This is a genomic window from Kordia jejudonensis, from assembly GCF_001005315.1.
Lineage (GTDB): Bacteria > Bacteroidota > Bacteroidia > Flavobacteriales > Flavobacteriaceae > Kordia > Kordia jejudonensis.
In genome coordinates, this window is record NZ_LBMG01000038.1 from 1 (window position 1) to 20,059 (window position 20,059).

The 20,059-nt window shown below is 33.6% G+C and carries 20 protein-coding genes; 4 read left to right on the forward strand and 16 right to left on the reverse strand.

Going from position 1 to position 20,059, the window contains the following annotated elements; translation table 11 throughout:
- Positions 1–934: 934 nt before the first annotated feature.
- From AA089_RS16995 to AA089_RS17040, 10 genes are all read right to left on the reverse strand, one after another.
- Positions 935–1,351, reverse strand: coding sequence for an arsenate reductase ArsC (locus tag AA089_RS16995; protein WP_046758191.1), 417 nt, complete (start codon positions 1,349–1,351; stop codon positions 935–937).
- A 163-nt stretch (positions 1,352–1,514) separates the two neighbouring features.
- The gene (locus AA089_RS17000; protein ID WP_046758192.1) at positions 1,515–1,847 is read right to left on the reverse strand and encodes an ArsR/SmtB family transcription factor; all 333 of its coding nucleotides are present in this window, start codon (positions 1,845–1,847) and stop codon (positions 1,515–1,517) included.
- Between the two features lie 98 nt (positions 1,848–1,945).
- Positions 1,946–2,626 carry a YtxH domain-containing protein gene (locus AA089_RS17005; RefSeq protein WP_046758193.1) on the reverse strand — a complete coding sequence of 227 codons (681 nt, stop codon included), beginning with the start codon at positions 2,624–2,626 and terminating at the stop codon, positions 1,946–1,948.
- 153 nt (positions 2,627–2,779) lie between these two features.
- A complete protein-coding gene (locus AA089_RS17010; RefSeq protein WP_046758194.1) occupies positions 2,780–3,166 on the reverse strand; it encodes a VOC family protein in 387 nt (128 codons plus the stop codon).
- 31 nt (positions 3,167–3,197) lie between these two features.
- Positions 3,198–3,713 carry a DUF4199 domain-containing protein gene (locus AA089_RS17015; protein WP_046758195.1) on the reverse strand — a complete coding sequence of 172 codons (516 nt, stop codon included), beginning with the start codon at positions 3,711–3,713 and terminating at the stop codon, positions 3,198–3,200.
- Positions 3,714–3,814: 101 nt separating this feature from the next.
- The gene (locus AA089_RS25765; protein WP_046758196.1) at positions 3,815–4,255 is read right to left on the reverse strand and encodes a response regulator transcription factor; all 441 of its coding nucleotides are present in this window, start codon (positions 4,253–4,255) and stop codon (positions 3,815–3,817) included.
- 1 nt (position 4,256) lies between these two features.
- Positions 4,257–5,195, reverse strand: a complete 939-nt coding sequence (locus AA089_RS17025; RefSeq protein WP_046758197.1) for a 2-hydroxyacid dehydrogenase — start codon at positions 5,193–5,195, stop codon at positions 4,257–4,259.
- Between the two features lie 17 nt (positions 5,196–5,212).
- On the reverse strand, positions 5,213–5,578 hold the full coding sequence (locus tag AA089_RS17030; protein WP_046758198.1) for a cupin domain-containing protein: 366 nt from the start codon (positions 5,576–5,578) through the stop codon (positions 5,213–5,215).
- A 155-nt stretch (positions 5,579–5,733) separates the two neighbouring features.
- The gene (locus AA089_RS17035) at positions 5,734–5,934 is read right to left on the reverse strand and encodes a hypothetical protein (protein ID WP_046758199.1); all 201 of its coding nucleotides are present in this window, start codon (positions 5,932–5,934) and stop codon (positions 5,734–5,736) included.
- Positions 5,935–6,115: 181 nt separating this feature from the next.
- Entirely contained in the window at positions 6,116–6,643 is a 528-nt protein-coding gene (locus tag AA089_RS17040) for a GNAT family protein (RefSeq protein WP_046758200.1), read from the reverse strand.
- A gap of 205 nt (positions 6,644–6,848) precedes the next feature.
- Between AA089_RS17040 and AA089_RS24910 the strand changes: the two genes are divergently transcribed.
- The gene (locus AA089_RS24910) at positions 6,849–7,070 is read left to right on the forward strand and encodes a hypothetical protein (protein WP_156169074.1); all 222 of its coding nucleotides are present in this window, start codon (positions 6,849–6,851) and stop codon (positions 7,068–7,070) included.
- A 99-nt stretch (positions 7,071–7,169) separates the two neighbouring features.
- On the opposite strand, the gene mgtE is transcribed toward AA089_RS24910, so the two are convergent.
- From mgtE to serS, 6 genes are all read right to left on the reverse strand, one after another.
- The gene (gene mgtE / locus AA089_RS17045; RefSeq protein ID WP_046758201.1) at positions 7,170–8,522 is read right to left on the reverse strand and encodes a magnesium transporter; all 1,353 of its coding nucleotides are present in this window, start codon (positions 8,520–8,522) and stop codon (positions 7,170–7,172) included.
- Positions 8,509–9,291 carry a 16S rRNA (adenine(1518)-N(6)/adenine(1519)-N(6))-dimethyltransferase RsmA gene (rsmA, locus tag AA089_RS17050; RefSeq protein WP_046758202.1) on the reverse strand — a complete coding sequence of 261 codons (783 nt, stop codon included), beginning with the start codon at positions 9,289–9,291 and terminating at the stop codon, positions 8,509–8,511. The genes mgtE and rsmA overlap by 14 nt, the downstream gene beginning before the upstream one ends.
- 6 nt (positions 9,292–9,297) lie before the next feature.
- Entirely contained in the window at positions 9,298–9,744 is a 447-nt protein-coding gene (locus AA089_RS17055) for a hypothetical protein (protein WP_046758203.1), read from the reverse strand.
- 17 nt (positions 9,745–9,761) lie between these two features.
- A complete protein-coding gene (locus AA089_RS17060; RefSeq protein WP_046758204.1) occupies positions 9,762–10,076 on the reverse strand; it encodes a DUF4286 family protein in 315 nt (104 codons plus the stop codon).
- A 64-nt stretch (positions 10,077–10,140) separates the two neighbouring features.
- Positions 10,141–11,925 (reverse strand): tetratricopeptide repeat protein, encoded by a 1,785-nt coding sequence (locus AA089_RS17065; RefSeq protein ID WP_046758247.1) that lies wholly within the window; start codon positions 11,923–11,925, stop codon positions 10,141–10,143.
- Between the two features lie 722 nt (positions 11,926–12,647).
- Positions 12,648–13,919, reverse strand: a complete 1,272-nt coding sequence (gene serS, locus AA089_RS17070) for a serine--tRNA ligase (protein ID WP_046758205.1) — start codon at positions 13,917–13,919, stop codon at positions 12,648–12,650.
- Positions 13,920–14,558: 639 nt separating this feature from the next.
- Between serS and AA089_RS17075 the strand changes: the two genes are divergently transcribed.
- The 3 genes from AA089_RS17075 (at position 14,559) to AA089_RS17085 (ending at position 20,059) form a co-directional block, all read left to right on the forward strand.
- Positions 14,559–14,972 (forward strand): HYC_CC_PP family protein, encoded by a 414-nt coding sequence (locus tag AA089_RS17075; protein ID WP_046758206.1) that lies wholly within the window; start codon positions 14,559–14,561, stop codon positions 14,970–14,972.
- Positions 14,973–15,083: 111 nt separating this feature from the next.
- A complete protein-coding gene (locus tag AA089_RS17080; RefSeq protein WP_046758207.1) occupies positions 15,084–18,845 on the forward strand; it encodes an efflux RND transporter permease subunit in 3,762 nt (1,253 codons plus the stop codon).
- The gene (locus AA089_RS17085; protein ID WP_046758208.1) at positions 18,842–20,059 is read left to right on the forward strand and encodes a TolC family protein; all 1,218 of its coding nucleotides are present in this window, start codon (positions 18,842–18,844) and stop codon (positions 20,057–20,059) included. The genes AA089_RS17080 and AA089_RS17085 overlap by 4 nt, the downstream gene beginning before the upstream one ends.

Below are 20,059 nucleotides of genomic sequence, written 5' to 3' on the forward strand. Positions count from 1 at the left end.
AAAAGCATTATATTGACGAGCGAATCGTAGATAAAGCCATTAAAGAATTAGATATATTTGAAGATTAAAAAAATAGTAAAACGGTACTCTTTGGCGGTACTCTTATAAAAATCAAGAAAATAGCATTTTAAGAAAATAAGTGTAAGTCCCTATAAATAAGGTGTTTGAAAATAAAATTACCCAAAATAAATAAACTAACTAACAGTTAACAACCAACAACCAACAATAAACACCGAATAACGAATAGAAAAATTAGTATTGAGCTATGAGAATTGAGTATTGAGAAGTGTTCTGAACAAATAACGAACACCGAACACCGAATTCAGAATTCAGAATTGAGAAGTATTCTGGACAAACAACCAACAACAAACACCGAATAGAAAAATTAGTATTGAGCTATGAGAATTGAGTATTGAGAAGTGTTCTGAACAAATAACGAACACCGAACACCGAACACCGAATTCAGAATTGAGAAGTATTCTGGACAAACACCAAACACCAAACACTAAACACCGAATAACGAATAATTAATTCAGAATGTAAAAGTACTCAGCAGCAACCTTGAACATAGAACTTTGAACAATGAAAGCAGTGTGTTTGTTTATAAGTTGAAAAGTTTAATTTTTGAATAACAAACACCAAACACCAAACACCAAACACCGAATAATGAATAAAGAATTCAGAATGTAAAAGTACTCAGCAGTAACCCTGAACATAGAACCTTGAACAATGAAAGCAGTGTGTTTGTTTATAAGTTGAAAAGTTTAATTTTCGAACAACGAACAACGAACAACGAACAACAAGCAACGTCACTTCGAGTGAAATTTCCCAAGAAATTTTGTATCGAGAAGTACCTAAAAGGCATTTATTTTAAATGAAGAAAGATATTTTTAAGACCCAAGACCCAAGACCCAAGACCCAAGACCCAAGAAAACTACAATTCCGTAGCAACAAACTCTTCACAAAACGCTTTAATTTGTGCTCTTGCTTTCTTAAACGCGTTAAAAATTTGTTCTTCCGAGCCAGTTACTTTTGAAGGATCAAAGAAATTCTGATGAATGCGTTTGGCGTTTTTACTTGGAATGTATGGACAGTGTTCATGTGCATGATCGCAAACAGTAATGATGAAATCGAAATCAATATCTAAATATTCAGAAACGTTGTTAGAAGTATTTTCAGAGATATCAATTCCATCTAGTTTCATAATGGCAACTGCTTTCGGATTGACGCCATGCGTTTCAATTCCTGCACTGTAAATAGTGGCTTTTTCTTTTGCAAAATGGTTCAGATATCCATCTGCTATTTGACTTCTACAGGAATTTCCCGTACAAAGCACAAGTACATTTTTCATAATTTTATGGTAGGTTTGTGACTAAAATTTGAAGAACAGACACACTTATTAAAGTAAAGAATCTTCAAAAACTAATCAAATTTAGTCACAAAAGTAAGTAGAAGAGTTATGAAAGGAAGCATCGTTTTGAAAAAATGACCTTATTTTAACATAGGATAATGGACTAACTTTTCGATTGGCAATTCACTTGAATCTTCACAAAGAAATCATTGATAGTTCTACGGTATTGATTGAGCAATTCAGTATCAATAGCATAAAAGATATTTTTCCCTTGATTTTTCTGCTTTAGTAATTTTATTTTTTTGATTTCGGAAAGATGTTGCGATATCGTTGGTTGCGCCAATCCTGTAGCTTTTACCAATTCGTTGCAATTGCAATATTCGTTTTTGCTGATGTGTTGTAAAATGGAAATACGCGCAGGATGTCCTAAAACTTTCGTAATTAAAGCTGTTTGATTTTGATAGTCATCAAAGATGTGATTTTTTGTAATTCCCATAACAATTATTATAATGTAATATTACAATAAAGATAAAAAAAGCTGGAAATATTCCCAGCTTTTTCGTTTTTATTTTTTATGTTATGGTTTGATATTGATTATTTTCCAAACAAACGTTGAAAGAAGCTTTTTGTCTTTTTCTTAGTTTCTTCAATGGTTTCTTTGGCTTCTTCTGTGAAGTCTTCAATGCGTTCGCTCGCTTCTTCTGTAAACTCACTTACTTTTTCCTTTACATCTTCGTATGCTTCTTTTACTTCTTCTGAAAATTCACTGGCCTTTTCCTTGGCAACTTCTGAGTATTCTTCAAATTTTTCCTTGGCTTCTCCTGCAAATTCGGTAGCTTTTTCTTTTGCATCACCAATCGCTTCTTTCGCATCTTCTGCAAAGTCAGCCGCTTTTTCTTTGGCTACATCAGCGTATTCGTTAATTTTTTCCTTGGCTTCTCCTGCGAATTCGGTAGCTTTTTCTTTTGCATCACCAAATGCTTCTTTTGCATCTTCTGCGAAGTCAGCCGCTTTTTCTTTGGCTACGTCAGCGTATTCGCTAATTTTTTCTTTGGCTTCTCCTGTAAATTCGGTGGCCTTTTCTTTGACACCTATAAAGGCTTCTTTGGCTTCACTTTTAATTTCGTCAATTTTATTTCCAGTCGCTTCTGTAGTTTCTTCTTTTACTTCCTGTGCTTTTTCTGTTGCTGAATCTTTAATAGTTTCGGCTTTTTTTGAAGCTTCCTGCGCAGTATCTTCTATTTTCTTGTCTAACTCTTTGTTGTCATCACTCATAATTCAGCTTTTTTGATTGGAGTCTAAAAATAAAGGTTTTTTTTGAATTTTTATAACTCTACTATGTTTGTAATCATTGTTTTATTCTAATTAGTTTACAATAATCACAAATTGTTACATAGTTGAATCAGTATATACATTTATGTATCCAAATTATTTAAAAGCATCATCTTTAGGTTCCCACAATTCTATTTTATTTCCTTCAGGATCCAGAATCCAACCAAATTTACCATATTCGTATTCTTCAATTTCGCCAATAATAGTAACACCTTCTTTTTTTAAGACGGCTAGTAATTCCACTAAATTTTCGACTCTAAAATTCATCATGAATTGTTTTTCACTTGGCTGAAAATAAGTAGTGTCTTTTGCAAAAGGACTCCATTGTGTAGAACAATCGTTCCCGTCTTTATCTTTCCACCAAAATGTACAACCGTAATCGTCTACAGGTAAGCCTAAGTGTTTTCCGTACCAACCTTTGAGTTTTTTTGAATCTTCTGATTTAAAGAAGAATCCGCCTAAACCTGTTACTCTATTTTTCATACTGTATTCGTTTTTTATTGTTGTTATGAGGTTATTCTTTTTTGTGTAAAAGGATTGCTGAAAGTAGTGAAATGATGACTCCAATGACGAAAACCATCATCGTCATGACAAAAAATACGGTGAACGGATTTCCATAAGCTTCACTTTGTTTTTGTAATGATAGTTTTTCAAATTTGATATCTTCCAGCGATAAATCGGTTCGTGCATCTAACAAATTAAATTCGTACGCTAAGTATTGTTCTGCAAAATCAGGATTTATTTGTGTAATGTAAATTGCATCCATCAGTCCAAAACCAATAGCTGTACAGAGAGAAATGAGCGCGCCAACAACGAAAGCTGTTTTGAAACTTATTTCACCATTTAATTCATAATTTTTATAGTGTTTGATGCCAAAATAGACAAAACTTAAGGAAATTATCATCGTAGCATAGCCAAGAATTTCTTGTGTTTTAAACGAAAGTCCTTGACCAAAATATAATGCGATAAAGAATAGCAAAAAAGCGGTTAGAAAACCATACAATCCATATTTTAATACTGTATTTTTCATATGTGTAAAAGTTTAAAAAATTGAACACTTCAAAAGTATGACTAGCTTAGAAATCATGACTCATACGAAAGTACCAATTTCATCATACGAAGGTAGTAATTTTAGGAAATAGGTAGTATTTGAAGCTCTTTCGCTTTTTGAATGGCTTGTGTGCGACGCTTTACATCAAGTTTGACGTAGAGATTAGAAACGTGCGTTTTTATCGTACTTTCTGAAATAAATAGGAGTGAAGCAATTTCTTTATTGGTGTGTCCTTGTGCTAATTTGCACAATACTTCATATTCACGTTTGCTAAGTCCTAAAGTTTCAATTTGTGTGTAATCAACGGTTTGTTTTTCTGTATTTGTGTTTGATGTAGAAGTATTATTTTTTGCTTCGCGTTGTTTGTTAATGTAAATACCAACAAACAGAAAAATTACAGCAACTGCGGCAATGCTAAATTCTAAGGATGAATTTCCTTGCATCACAGAAAATTTGCTGAGTTGAAACAATACAAGCAATGCAATGATTAAGGTCGTAAAAATGAAAACTGTTTTTTTCACTTTAGTGATAGTATGCTGTAAATTTATCTACAATGGTTTGCGCTAATTTTTCTTTACTTTCCTTTGTCCAACCAGCAACATGTGGAGAAAGTAATACATTTTCTGCCTGAATTAAGTATTGAAATGCTTCTGGCATTTGATCCTCATTGAATAGATTTTCAAATGAGCTTTTTTCATATTCTAATACGTCTAAACCTGCACCCAAAATTTTTCCAGTTTGTAATGCTGCGACTAAATCTTTGGTTACCACACTTTTTCCTCTTGCCGTATTGATAAACCAAAACGGATGCTGAAAACCTTCGATAAACTCTACGTTAATCATATTCAGTGTTCGTGGCGTTTGCGGCGTGTGTAAACTCAATACCGTACTTCTTTGTTGCAATTCTGAAAGTGACACTTGTGTAGCATTTTCGTCGCCAATATTTTCTTTTAAATCATAAAAAATAACAGTTACATCAAAACCACGAAGTTTTTTTGCAAATGCTTTTCCCATATTTCCATATCCAATGAGTCCAACAGTTTGTCCATCTAATTCGAAACCTCTGTTGGTTTCGCGCAACCATTTTCCTTCGCGGACTTCTTTGTTTGCTTTGTTGAGTTTGTTTAGTAGAGAGAGCAGCATGCCCAATGCATGTTCGCCAACGGCATTTCGATTTCCTTCAGGCGCAGCAATCAATTTTATTCCTTGTTGTGCTGCAAATTCACAGTCAATATTTTCCAAACCAGCGCCAACTCTTCCAATGAATTTTAGATTTTTTGCTTTCGTGAGAAAATCTGCATCAATACGAAACCGACTGCGAATGATAAAGCCATCGTAGTTGTGAATTTTGGCTTCAATTTCTGCTTTTGATGATGTGTAATCTTCATGATTGGTATGACCTAAATCTGCTAATTGTGATATAAGTAATGGATGATTTTCATCAAGATGTAATATCTTCACAGGAATAAATTTTTGATTTAAATTTTTGGGTAATTGGCTTGTGTAAGTTCGTGTTTTACATCGCCAGTATGTGCTATAGATCGTTTTTCAAACAATAAAAGATGTACTTCTTCGCCGTCTTTGGTTACAGGACAATGTTCTACACCTTTTGGCACAACAATCAATTCGCCTTCCTTAACGGTTACCGTTTTATCGCGAAATTTCATATATAATGTTCCTTTAATGACTTGAAAAAGTTCGTCTTCATTTTCGTGTGCATGCCAAACAAATTCGCCTTTAATTTTTGCCAAAATGACTTGCATATCGTCAACAGTAGCAATTTGATGCGGATGCCATTGTGTGTTTACAAGGGCAATTTTTTCTTTGATGTTGATTGTATTCATGTGACTAAAGTACTTTTTTTTGACGAAAATTTTTAGAATCTCAGCAGGTTTTCACCTGTATGCTTTTTATTTATGCATAAAAAAAGCCTCACATGGGTAAAGTGAGACTAAGTTTTTTATGTTTTTTGATGATGATTATGAGCTGTTACTAGCGTTTAGCTGTTTTCTGCTTGAATGGCATCTGTATCTTTTCGGTATTTTAAAAGTCCGATTCCTGCAAAGAAGAAAACTACTCCCAAAATTGTCATTGGCCAAGTAGCACTTCCCATGCTCATGTTTCCAAAAATTGATAATACGCCTAATATAAGTGCTATTGCTGCTCCGATTGTCATTATAAATCCTAAAGTCTTTATCATATCTATTTTTTTTGTTGATTAGACTGTAAAATTACACATCATTCAAGTTTTTTACGTTACATATTTTTTGCTAATTGTTATATAATTATATTTTGAAAGGCTGTTAGTCAGGGTTTTATATTTTGAAGTAGTGTGTTTAGAAGAAATACACTTTATAAATTTTAAAAAAATTGACTATGAATTAATGATCAAGGGTTTTCATCATAATATTAAAAACAAAGTCTTCTTTTCCGATAGTGAATGATTGTGTGTGATGTTTGTAAAATTTGTGTCTATTGTAAAAATTCAGTGTATGTTGATCTGTGTGCAATTCTTTTAACCAAACACGTTTAATACTAAGTTTCTGAATTTCTTCAAAAAAATCTATTTTTAATTTTAAACCGTTTCCATTTGAAATGTAATCTTTTAAAATATATAGTTTTTGAAGTTCTGCCGCTTCTTTATATGCCGTATCAGGAACGGGAATATTTTTTTTAAGTTTTGCGTATCCTACGGGAAGCGTATGTGCGTAAGCAATCAAAAATACATTTTCACTTTTTTGAAGCGAATCTTTCATTTTTTCCACAGAAAATTTTTGATCAATATACCGTCTAAGTTCTTCTTCGGAAGCAAATAAATTACTGAAGGACTCTGAAAAGTTGATTTTTGCCAATAAGGATATAAATTTTGCATCAGCGGGAACTGCTTTTCTAATTGTATGATTTTCCATTTCGTTTGTAACCTTGTATTCGATAATTGTCGGCTTAGTGTTGTTTTATAGTATTGATATTCAGAATGTTATATATAAGTTACTTTTTCTGCAAAACCTTGATTTTCAGTCCGTTAATTCGATAATCACGGTTTGCTTTCCTTTTTTAACTACAAAAATAGTGCTTCATTTGTTTCATCATTAACGATTTAAAAAATATTATATTATGAAGAAAAAAAATTTAAAATCATTAAAACTGAACAAGCATGCTATTTCTCGATTTAATCATACAAAATTAAGTGGAGGAAAAGTGATTCGACCTACAAAAGACATATCTTGTTATCCAGAAGATTGTCATACTGTTCAAAGTATCAATGATTACACATGTGATTTATCATTTATGTATGGGTCTTGTGATTTATCATGCAATCCGCTTTTTATTTGCTAAGAAGCAGTTGTTTGTTACCAAAGCGTACATTTTTAATTGAAACCTAAAAAGTTATTCATGACATATTGGGTTTAGAAGCGAGCTTCGGCTCGCTTTTTTTTAGATACCAATAATCAATTTGGCAATCATGAAGTAAATTAAAATTCCGAAGATATCATTGCTTGTAGTAATAAATGGACCTGTAGCGATGGCAGGATCAATGCCGCGCTTGTCTAAGAATAATGGAATAAACGTTCCTATAATTCCTGCAACAATAATGACAATGATTAAGGAAACTGAGATGGCTAAAGCAGCTAAAAAACTATCTTTCCAAATTAAAACAACTATAAATAGAATAATTGCTAAGGCAATTCCATTTAGTGTGGCCAATAACATTTCTTTTATCAAGCGATTTTTGATACTTCCTTTCAAATCGTCGTTTGCCAAACCTTGTACAATAATGGCGCTCGATTGTACACCTACATTTCCAGCCATTGCTGCAATTAGAGGTGTAAAGAAGAAAAGAATGGCATATTTACTAATCATTCCTTCAAAACCTTCCATGATGGCTGCTGCACCAATTCCGCCAAGTAATCCTAAAAATAACCAAGGCAAACGTGCGCGTGTGAGTTCCCAAATGCTATCATCGGCTTCTACATCTTGTGTAATACCTGCTGCTAATTGGTAATCTTTTTCCGCTTCTTCACGGATAACATCTACAATATCATCAATGGTAATACGACCGACCAAACGCTTCATTTCGTCAACGACAGGAATGGCTTCCAAATCGTATTTCGACATTACTTTGGCAACATCTTCTGCTTTGTCGTTTATGTTTACATAATCTACTTTCGGAATGTATACATCACTAATATTTGTACGAGTAGAAGTTGTTAGTAGATCTTTTAGCGATAATCGTCCTTTTAGAATATCATCATCATCAACGACATAAATTGAATGTACGCGTGTTACTTCTTCTGCTTGTTTTCGCATTTCTTTTACACAGGTCAGTACATTCCAGTTTTCGTTGACTTTTACCAATTCTTTCGCCATTAATCCACCAGCAGAATCTTCATCATAGCGAAGTAATTCTACAATTTCTTTGGCATGTTCTCTGTCTTCTAACTCTAAAATTACTTCTTGCTTTCGCTCATCGGGAAGTTCCGAAATAATATCTGCGGCATCATCCGTATCGAGTTCGTCAATTTCTTCGGCAATTTCTTTGGCAGAAAGATTTTCAAGAATTTTTTCACGCACATCATCATCAACTTCCGTAAGAATATCGGATGTTTTTTCACTGTCTAACAGTTTGATGATATACGTTGCTTCTTCAAGATTTAGTTCATCAATGATTTCTGCAATATCCGCATAGTGAACCTCTTCTAGTAATTCTAGAAGTAGTGAATCTTTTTTGTTCTCAATATGCGCTGCTACTTGCGCAATGAGTTCATTACTGAGTTTAAACGGAATCATTTGCTATCTTGATGGTTAAATCTACGAATCCTTGAACAGCTAATTGTTCAGGTCGAAGCCCAAAGATAGTATCTTCTTTTAAATTATCGGAAAGATTGAATGTTTTTAAACTGTTTCGAAGTGTTTTTCTTCGTTGTTGAAAGGCAGTTTTGACAACTCTAAAGAATAATTTTTCATCGCACGGAAGTGTGTAATTTTCTTTTCGAATGAGTCGCATAACGCCCGAATCTACTTTTGGTGGCGGATTGAACACCTCTGGCGGAACCGTAAAAAGGTATTCTGCTTCGTAAAAAGCTTGCGTTAAAACCGATAGAATTCCGTAGGTTTTGTTTCCATGTGATGCACAAATACGTTGCGCCACTTCTTTTTGAAACATGCCACTAAATTCAGGAATTTGATCGCGCATTTCTAAGGTTTTGAACACAATTTGCGTGGAAATGTTGTACGGGAAGTTTCCAATAATGGCAAATGGTTCTTGCTGAAATGTTTGTGTAAGATCGTACTTTAAAAAATCTTTTTCAATAATTCTATCCGAAAGCTGCAAATAGTGAGCTCGTAAGTAGGTTACGGATTCTGTATCAATTTCACAAACGTAGGTTTTAATGGGTTTGTCTAACAAATATTTCGTCAAAACGCCCATTCCTGGACCAATTTCCAACACGTTTTTATACTTGTTTAGCGTTAGTGTATCCGCAATTCGTTCTGCAACTTCTTCATCTTTTAGAAAATGCTGTCCTAAGTGTTTTTTTGCTCTTACTTTATCTGACATTTCTTATTATAAGTTAGCAGTTTCTATTTGTTGAATGATCAGTGATTCGATTTCGGTTCTATCTTTTTTTGAAAACCAAGAAAGTTCAATGTCTAATTGTTTTCCATCATTTGAAATAATGTACGGTTCGCTTCCACCTTTGCCTTTGTGATATGATTTTATTTCCGAGAAATCTCTTTTAAAACGGTTGGTGCGAAGTGTTGTTGCATTGATGGTAACTTGCGGTTTTCCTCTCACAATCACTAAAAGAATGGCGAGTAAGAGAATGATACCCACGAAAGCATTCAATACATATTCTGTAGCAACCATATTTTTTCGAAGTGCTCTGCTAAGTTTTTCTGCAATTAGATCTGATGCTTCCGTGATAAAATAGAATGCCAAACCTAGTAAAATAACAATGAACAGTATTTTGATAAAGTATGAAAATTGTGAATAATATCGTTTCTCTTTCATGTGTCTAAAGTCAATAATTATGCTGTGAAATCTTGAATTACACTGAGTTCTGTGCGGAATGCGAGCATTTTATCAGCAAATTTTTTCATACCATCTTCTCGCAAACGCGTTGCATCTTCATTGTAATATGCTTCTATATTTTCTTTTGAGGTTGCAGTGTATTGTACGGCATACGTAGTTCCGCCCATTTCTTCTTCGACCATCACTTGGACGAGTCGCGCACTTGTAAATTTACCTGTGGCTAAAACTTCAGGAATATGTGTTTTTATCCAAGTTAAAAACGCTTCGTGAATACTTTCGTCAACATTGATCGTTACATTATAAATGTACATAGCTGTGTTTTGTAATTTGAGTACAAAATTACGATTTTTAAATTTCAGAAAGGGAAAACAGCCACTAATTAATTGTGTCGCCGCGTAACTTTCGATAGGCTTTTTGTGCTTCTACGTAGTGAATACTGTCTTGATGATTGAAAATGATTTCTTCAAAGTAATCTTTTGCTGTATCAGGATCATCAAATTCGGTAAGGTACAAGTTGGCAATCGCAAAGTATGCATCGTCTACCAAAATATCATCTTTAAAAAACTCAATGATTTTTTTGTAGTTCAATCGTGCTTTGTCAAACTCATTTCGTTTTTCGTACAATTCGGCTTGCATCAACAAAGCTTCATCTTCAATTTTTTCGCCTTTATGATTTTGTAAAATATCTTCTAAGGTATTGATGGCTTCTGTTTCTTTTAATTGATACGCCAATAAATCTGCTTTCGCGTATTTTTTCAAGGCTGTTTGTGTAGAATCTTCTAAGGAATTGTCTGAGATAATTAATTTCAACTTTAAAGCATCATTTGCAATGAGTTGTGAAACCGACGATTTTAAAACTTTTAGCTGTGTTTCTGCCCAAGCAAAGTCGCCTTTGTAATAACTCGTGCGCGCCACTCGATACCGTGCTTCTTGTCCAATAATATCGTTTTTCAAGGCTTTTTGAACTTGTGAAAAGTAAATTAACGCCTGATTGAATTGTTCTTGATATACCAAAATATCGCCGAGCGCCAATTTTACGGTGGCAAGCTGTCGTTTGTTTAGCGGTTGCTGAATGGTTTCTTTTAAATACGTAATTGCAGCATCTGGTTGATTTTTCTGAAACGCCATAAAGTTTGCGTAATCACGTTGCAACAAAACCGTTCGGTAGTCGCGCGGATATTCTGTAAAAAGTTCGTCAAATCGTTTTTGAATTTCTTCGTAATTTCCGTTTGTTACAGACTCAATATCGAGCTGAATTAACAATTGTGAAGCACGAATAATCGTTTCATTCTGATTTGATTTTTCAATAATATATGTCAACACTTCACGTGCCGTTTCGTCGTCATTATCTTCAATACTCATGCGCGCCAAGTCAAAAATCCGTTGCAAAGAAGCATCGCCTTGCATGTAGATTGCCTTTTCTTGGATAAATGCTCTTTTGTATTGTTTTTGTTGAATAAACAACCAACTCAAGAGTTCATTCCACAATAAATCTGGTTCTTGTTGATTGCGTTTGAGCAAAATTTTTCGGAAGAGAATATTGTTTTCATCATTGGGATCATTTCGTAAAAACTGACTAATAATCCGTTGTGCATATCCTTTTTGTTCTACACGATCTTTGATTAAATCCAAATAGCTTGAAAACATTTTTTCGATGTCTCCTTTTTCGCCATAAATTCTAGCAATATTGTTGAGAAAATTATAATTTGGATTTGCCGCACGTGCTTGTTGGTAAACGCGCAATGCATAATCAAGCAATGACTTTCTTTCAAAAGCACGTCCAACGATATAGGAAGCCGAAATTTTAGATTCGGTATATTCAATTCCTTTTTGGTAATATTTTTTTGCGTTAATCGAATCTTTCTTCAAATCATAATTAAAGCCAGTTTCAACAAATAATATAGGACTCGCTTTGGGCTTTTGAATTGCTTCTAATAGTAGTTTTTCGGCAGTATCAAAGTCTTCCATTTGCTGGTAACTATTGACGATTCCAATGAAATAATTGATTTTACGCGGCGATTCTTTGTAGAGTTTTTCAAAAGCGACAATTGCTTTTTTGTATTCTCCTTTTTCATAATATTGACGCGCCAATGCATCATTTTGTGCCAATGTAGTGCTGTACATTCCCAAACTGATGAGTAAACATAAAATATAACGCATAGAAAAGCTTTTATTCAAAGATAACATAAAGTATGTTAACGTTAGTTTAATATAAACTCCATTGAAGTTAAATTTCAAAAAAAACAGCTTTTATTTTCGTTTTCTTTGCTCGCACAAAGAAAAGAAACAAAAGAAAGTGCGCTTTTCCAGAGGTATTTTTAGTTTTTCTTTCTGAAAAAAACTAAAACCGCATGAATTTTTCTAAATTTTTTCCAAGGCTTCAAAAATTTTTAACGAAAAATTCCTGCTATACTTCGGAAAAGATTGTAAACGGAATTAAGTTTTAAATTCGACTTTAAGTATGTTAAATAAATTGTAATGTTATTAGAAGTTAGACCGCTATCGCTTTTAGATTTTTAGACTGCGCTTTTGTATTGTGTGAATTCGTACTTCAATTTCAGATTCAATTTCAACTTCAACTTCAACTTCAGATTCAATTTCAGATACAACTTCTCAAAATACAAAATGCCCGAATATTGTTCGGGCATTTCTATCAGCTATAAAATTCCATAGATTAAAACTATTTAAAACTAGGTTTGGGTGTATAGCATTTCGTGTTTAGTTCTGCATGTTACGTACTAGCTATTAACCTATGGATTACGTAACATACATGTATGTTCAGATTTGGATGACAAACATACTTCAATTGTCGGCAAAAAGCAAAAAAGATCGACAAAATACATTGTCGATCTTTTTTAATTTTTATAATTGCAGTATGAACTTTATGAAATACTATCGAAACCTGTGTATTTCTGTAATACTTCAGGAATTTGAATTCCGTTTTCCGTTTGGTAGTTTTCTAAAATTCCTGCCAAAACTCTTGGCAATGCCAAAGCACTTCCGTTTAAGGTGTGTGCCAATTGCTTTTTACCATCTTTATCTTTGATTCTCAGCTTTAAACGATTAGCCTGAAATGTCTCAAAGTTAGAAACCGAACTAATTTCTAACCAACGATCTTGCGCCGTAGAAAACACTTCAAAGTCATAAGTTAACGCTGCTGTAAAGCCTAAATCGCCACCACACAAACGTAAAATTCTGTATGGAAGTTTCAATTCTTCTAACATTTCCTTTACATGCTCTACCATGGTGTCTAATGCTGCATATGAATCTTCAGGACGTTCGATACGGACAATTTCTACCTTATCAAACTGATGCAAACGGTTTAGTCCACGAACGTGTGCGCCATAACTTCCTGCTTCACGACGGAAACAAGGTGTGTAGCCTGTGCAACAAATTGGCAAGCTTTCTGCTTTTAGCAATTCGTCACGAAAAATATTCGTCACAGGAACTTCTCCCGTTGGAATTAGGTATAAATTATCGCCTATAACATGATACATTTGTCCTTCTTTATCTGGCAACTGACCAGTTCCAAAACCAGAAGCTTCATTGACCAAATGTGGTACTTGATATTCTGTGTAGCCAGCATCGGTATTTTTATCCAAGAAATACTGAATTAACGCACGTTGCAAACGCGCACCTTTTCCTTTGTACACAGGAAATCCTGCGCCTGTAATTTTATTTCCGAGTTCAAAATCAATGATATCGTATTTCTTAGCCAATTCCCAATGTGGTTGTGCGCCTTCATGCAATGTTGGAATGTCTCCTTTACGGAAAACTTCTTCATTATCATCTTCGCTATTTCCCGCAGGAACTATACTATTTGGTACATTCGGAATGGTATATAAAAGTTGGGCAACGGCTTCTTCTTTTTCTTTCAAATCATTCTTTAGCGTTTCCGAAGTTGCTTTTAATTGCGTGCTTTTTTCACGTAAAATCCCAGCTTTCTTTGGCTCTCCGCTTTTGAATAATTGCCCAATTTCTTTGGATAATTTATTAGAGGAAGCTAAGGTGTTGTCTAACTCAACTTGCAAACTTCTACGTGCTTCGTCTAACGAAACGACTTCGTTTACAATTTCAGTAGCATCAAAATTTCTCTTCTTCAAAGCTTCAATTACTGCGGCTTTGTTGTCTCTAATAAATTGTAATTGTAACATTATACTGTTGTTTATGGCGTTTCCTCCGATGGCTCTTCGGTCAGGCTTTCGGCTTTTCCTTTTATATCTAAAAAATCATAACCTACTGATAGTTAGATGTGTAAATAAAAGCAGAATGCCAGGTTAACGCTGAATCGTATTCGTTTTTGTATTCTTATTTTATTAAGTTATATGTTTCAAAAATATGGATAAATCTTTAATTTTCTTTGTTTATTTGAATTAAAAAAAATCACCCCCACCTTATTAAATATCAAGACAGAATTTTATCAAGTATCTGTATCGGTTATTTAGGACTAGACAATCATAAAAACTTAAATAATTCCCGTAAATTTTAAATAAAAAAATATGTGATTCTGATTTTTTGAAATTTTTATTTAAAATTTTTTGATTAAAATACGCAAAAAAACTTTAAAAAAGTTAAAATTGGATTTCTGCTAATAATCGCTTTTTAGTACTTTAAAAGTTTTTACCATCAAAAAAACAAAGAATTTGGACAAAAAAATATATGTAAGTTGAGTAATAAAGCTAAAAAGTTTACAAATGAATATGAATTTACAATAACAATTTTTACTTTTTTTGGGTATTAAATTCACTTTTAAAAACGTCGAGTTTAATTAAAATTTGTACATTTGCAATAAGATGAACAAGGTTCTAAACAAAATATTCGTTATAATTATGGCATTTGTAGTTTTTGTATCTACAATGTCATTTACCATCAATTTACACTATTGCGGAGATACCTTAGTTGAAACATCTATTTTTAATAAAGACAAAGGTTGCGGTATGGAGATGGAAAAACCCTCTACCGAAGGATGCTCTATTACTAAAAAAAAATGTTGCGATGATAAACAATTAGCAATAGAAGGTCAGGACGAATTACAACTGCAATTTGACAAAATTACGTTTGAGCAACAGGTATTTATTGCTTCATTTGTCCATACCTATATTTACCTCTTTGAAGGTTTAGATAACAATGTATCTTCTTACGAAGAATATAAACCGCCACTCGTTATAAGGCGTATCTACAAGATTGACGAGACATACTTAATTTGATTTTTAAACAATAGACTGTTTTATCCTATGGCTTTATAAGTTTATAAGGATAATTTACTGTATTCGGTGTTTTCCTAACATCAATGTCTAACTGTTTAATAATCAAACTATATGCTTAATAAAGCAATCAAATTTCTTATAGAGAATAAACTCGTTGCAGTACTACTACTCGTTCTTTTCGTAGGATGGGGAACAGTAAATGCACCTTTCAATTGGGATACAGGATTTTTACCAAGCAATCCTGTAGCCGTAGATGCCATACCAGATATAGGTGAAAATCAACAAATTGTATTTACAAAGTGGGATGGTCGTTCACCACAAGATATAGAAGACCAAATTACCTATCCACTAACAACATCTTTGTTAGGTATTCCTGGAGTAAAAACCATTCGTAGTTCGTCTATGTTTGGTTTTTCAAGTATCTACATCATTTTTGAAGAAGACATAGAATTTTACTGGAGTAGAAGTCGTATTCTCGAAAAACTAAACTCATTATCAAGCGGTTTATTACCAGAAGGTGTTAATCCTGCTTTGGGTCCAGATGCAACAGGTTTGGGACAAATATTTTGGTACACACTTGAAGGACGTGATGAAAACGGAAATGTTACTGGTGGTTGGGATTTACAAGAATTACGCAGTATTCAAGATTACTATGTGAAATATGCGCTATCCTCTGCAAGTGGTGTTTCTGAAGTCGCTTCCATTGGTGGTTATGTTCAGGAGTATCAAGTGGATGTCAATCCAGAATTAATGCGTCAATATAACATTAACTTAAACCAGATTGTAAAAGCGGTAAAAAGTAACAATCAAGATATTGGTGCGCAGACTATAGAAATTAATCAAGCTGAATATTTAGTACGTGGTTTGGGTTATGTGAAATCTGTTGAAGATATTGAAAACGCTGTAGTGACTTCAGAGGATTTTACTTCAATTAAGATCAAAGACATTGGTAAAGTATCATTAGGTCCAGCAACGCGAAGAGGTTTATTAGATAAAGAAGGTGCGGAAGTGGTTGGTGGTGTTGTAGTGGCACGATATGGAGCAAATCCAATGGAAGTCATTAACAATGTAAAGGCGCAAATTGATGAACTGAAAGGTGGATTACCAACAAAAGTATTGGCAGATGGACGAACATCTCAATTAACAGTCGTTCCTTTCTATGACCGTACAGAGCTTATTGAAGAAACATTAGACACGCTTAATGAAGCATTGACACTAGAAATATTAATTACCATTTTGGTTATTATTGTTATGGTTTTCAATTTAAGAGCTTCTATTTTAATTTCTGGATTGTTACCTGTTGCAGTCTTAATGGTTTTTGTTACTATGAAACTGTTTAACGTAGACGCCAATATTGTAGCACTTTCTGGTATTGCTATTGCTATTGGAACTATGGTAGATGTAGGCGTCATTCTAGCAGAAAATATGATTCGCCATCTCGATGATGACAAATTACGATTACGAGAAGATGGTACAGAGTTACCTACAAATGAAGTGGTTTATAATGCCACAGCCGAAGTTTCTGGAGCGATTTTAACTGCGGTATTAACTACAATTATCAGCTTTGTTCCTGTGTTTACAATGATTGGTGCAGAAGGAAAACTGTTCAGACCACTTGCTTTTACCAAAACGATGGCGTTATCAGCATCTTTAGTCATTGCATTGTTTTTAATTCCACCATTTGCAGCTTATTTATTCAGAAAAACATCACTTAAAAATTCTTTTAAGCATATTTTAAATGGTGCTTTAATAATTGCTGGAATCGCAATTATAGGTGTTGGATATTGGTTAGGTATAGTTTTAATTGCTTTTGGTGTTACAGGTTTATTAGGAGTTTCGGGAAAACTGAACAAAAAGAATAGTAATCTTATTAATATTGTCATCTCTTGTGCTGCTATTGTATTCTTACTTACTGAATATTGGAGACCGCTAGGTTTTGACAGAAGCATCTTCATTAACTTAATTTTTGTAGCGATTATTTGCTTCGGAATTTTAGGAATATTTTCAATTTTCAGAAGGTATTATGGACAGATTTTAAACTGGGCTTTAGCAAACAAACTTTTGTTTTTAATGATACCAACTACCGTGCTTATTTCTGGTATTTGGATAATGAACAATACTGGAAAAGAATTTATGCCATCTTTAAATGAAGGTTCATTTTTATTAATGCCAACCTCATTACCACATTCTGGTGTTGAAGAAAACAAAAGAGTGCTTCAACAATTAGATATGGCAGTAGCTACTATTCCAGAAATTGAAACCGTAGTTGGAAAAGCTGGTCGAACAGAATCGGCTTTAGACCCAGCACCTTTGTCGATGTATGAAAATATGATTAAGTACAAATCTGAATATATGCGAAATTCCGAAGGAAAAAGGCAACGTTACAAAGTAAATGAGGACGGTTTATTTAAATTAAAAGATGGTCGTTTAATTCATAACGAAAATATAGCTGTCAGTTCGAGCGCAGTCGAGAACAAAGTGATAATCAAATCAACTTTATTTAATGTCCAAAGGTCTCAACTAATTGAAGACGATAATGGAGAATACTACAGGAATTGGCGACCAGAAATACAATCACCAGACGATATTTGGAATGAAATTGTTAGAGTTACCAAATTGCCAGGCGTTACTTCCGCACCAAAATTACAACCCATAGAAACCAGGTTGGTAATGCTTCAAACAGGTATGCGAGCACCAATGGGAATAAAAGTAAAAGGACAAGATTTAAAACAAATTGAAGCGTTTGGTTTGCAATTAGAAAGTCTTTTGAAACAGGCAGAAGGTGTTAAGGTTGAAGCTGTTTTTGCAGATAGAATTGTTGGTAAACCGTATTTGCTCATTGATATTGATAGGGAAAAGATAGCACGTTATGGTGTGTCAATTGAAGATGTGCAAAACGTGCTAAAGGTTGCAATAGGTGGCATGGCTTTAACGCAAACGGTTGAAGGTAGAGAGCGTTATGCTGTTAGAGTACGTTATCCAAGAGAGTTGCGTGGTAATCCAGACGAAATAAAAGGTATTTATATTCCTGTTGAAAAAGGAAGCCCTATTCCATTAAGCGAATTAGCGACGATTAGGTATGAGCAAGGTCCGCAGGTAATTAAAAGTGAGGATACCTTTTTAGTTGGCTACGTGTTGTTTGATAAATTAGATGGGTTTGCAGAAGTGGATGTTGTTGAAAATGCACAAGCATTGTTTCAGCAGAAAATAGATTCAGGAGAATTAACTGTTCCTAAAGGCATTAGTTATAAATTCACAGGAACTTACGAAAATCAGTTACGAGCAGAAAAAACATTGTCCGTTGTCGTTCCATTAGCACTTGCTATTATTTTCTTGATTCTGTATTTCCAGTTCAAATCTGTTACTACGTCACTAATGGTATTTACAGGAATAACGGTTGCATTTGCAGGTGGTTTTATTATGCTATGGCTTTACGGTCAAGATTGGTTTTTCAATTTTAGTTTGTTTGGAGAAAATATGAGGGAACTTTTCAATATGAAAACCATCAATTTAAGTGTGGCGGTTTGGGTAGGTTTCATAGCTCTATTCGGTATTGCAACAGATGATGGTGTCGTTATGGCAACATACCTCACGCAAACTTTTGAGCGAGAAAAACCTGCCGATAAAAAGAGCATTAGAACTTCCGCTTTGCAAGCAGCCGAAAAACGTATTCGTCCGTGTTTAATGACAACAGTTACTACCATTTTGGCGCTGATACCAGTATTAACATCCACAGGAAAAGGAAGTGATATTATGATACCTATGGCGATTCCAATATTTGGAGGAATGGTTATAGACATTACCTCTTATTTTATTGTACCAGTATTATATAGCTGGAGAGAAGAGTTTAAATTGAAAAGGGCAAACAAATGAATAAAATAATTTATACACTTATTGGTTTATTAGCTTTTAGTACTTCTAATGCTCAACAATTAGAAATACTAATAAATGAAGCACTAGCCAATAATCCAGAAATTCAAAAATTTGAAATACAATACAAAAGAGTTTCTGAAAAAGTGAACGAAGTAAACACACTTCCTAATACAGAATTTGGTGTTGGCTATTTTGTGAGCGAGCCTGAAACAAGAACTGGTTCACAACGATTTAAGGTTTCAGCTAAACAAATGCTACCTTGGTTTGGTACTATTAGCTCGCGTGAAGATTATATATCAGCATTGGCAGACACCAAATATCAAGACATTGTTATTGCAAAACGTAAATTAATGGCTTCGGTATCACAATCCTATTACGATCTGTATGCCAACCAAGCAAAACAGCATGTAATAAGTGATAATATTAAACTTTTAGAAACTTACGAAACAATGGCTTTAACATTTGTTGAAGTTGGTAAAGCATCCGCAGTAGATGTATTGCGTTTACAAATACGACAAAACGATTTGAGACAATTAAAAAACGTATTGCAACGAAAGTATTTAGCAGAACAAACTAATTTTAATAACTTTTTAAATAGAGATAATACAATAAATGTATCGGTTTTAGATAGTTTAACAATTCCAATGAAAGACTTTAAATTTAATTCCGAAAACTTATCTATACATCCTGAATTAGTAAAGTTTGACAAACTTTATCAATCTATAGAAAAATCAGAATTACTTAACCAAAAAGAAAGCAGTCCTATGATTGGTTTTGGATTAGACTACATCAATGTTTCTGAAAGACCAGATATGAATTTCTCGGATAACGGTAAAGATATTGTGATGCCAATGGTTTCGGTGTCAATCCCAATTTTTAATAAAAAATATAAATCTCAAACTAAGCAAAATGAGTTAGAACAGCAAGAAATAACAGCTCAAAAACAAGAACGATTAAACACTTTGGAAACGCTTTTAAGTAAAGCGATTAATGAACGAATTTCTGCAAGAATAAGTTATGCTACGCAAACCAAGAACTTAAAACAAGCCAAAGATGCTGAAGAAATTTTAATCAAAAGCTACGAAACAGGAACGATTGATTTTAATGATGTTTTAGACATTCAAGAGCTACAATTAAAGTTTCAAATAAATCAAATAGAATCTATTAAATCTTATTTCATCCAAACGACGATTATTAATTATTTAATTCAGTAA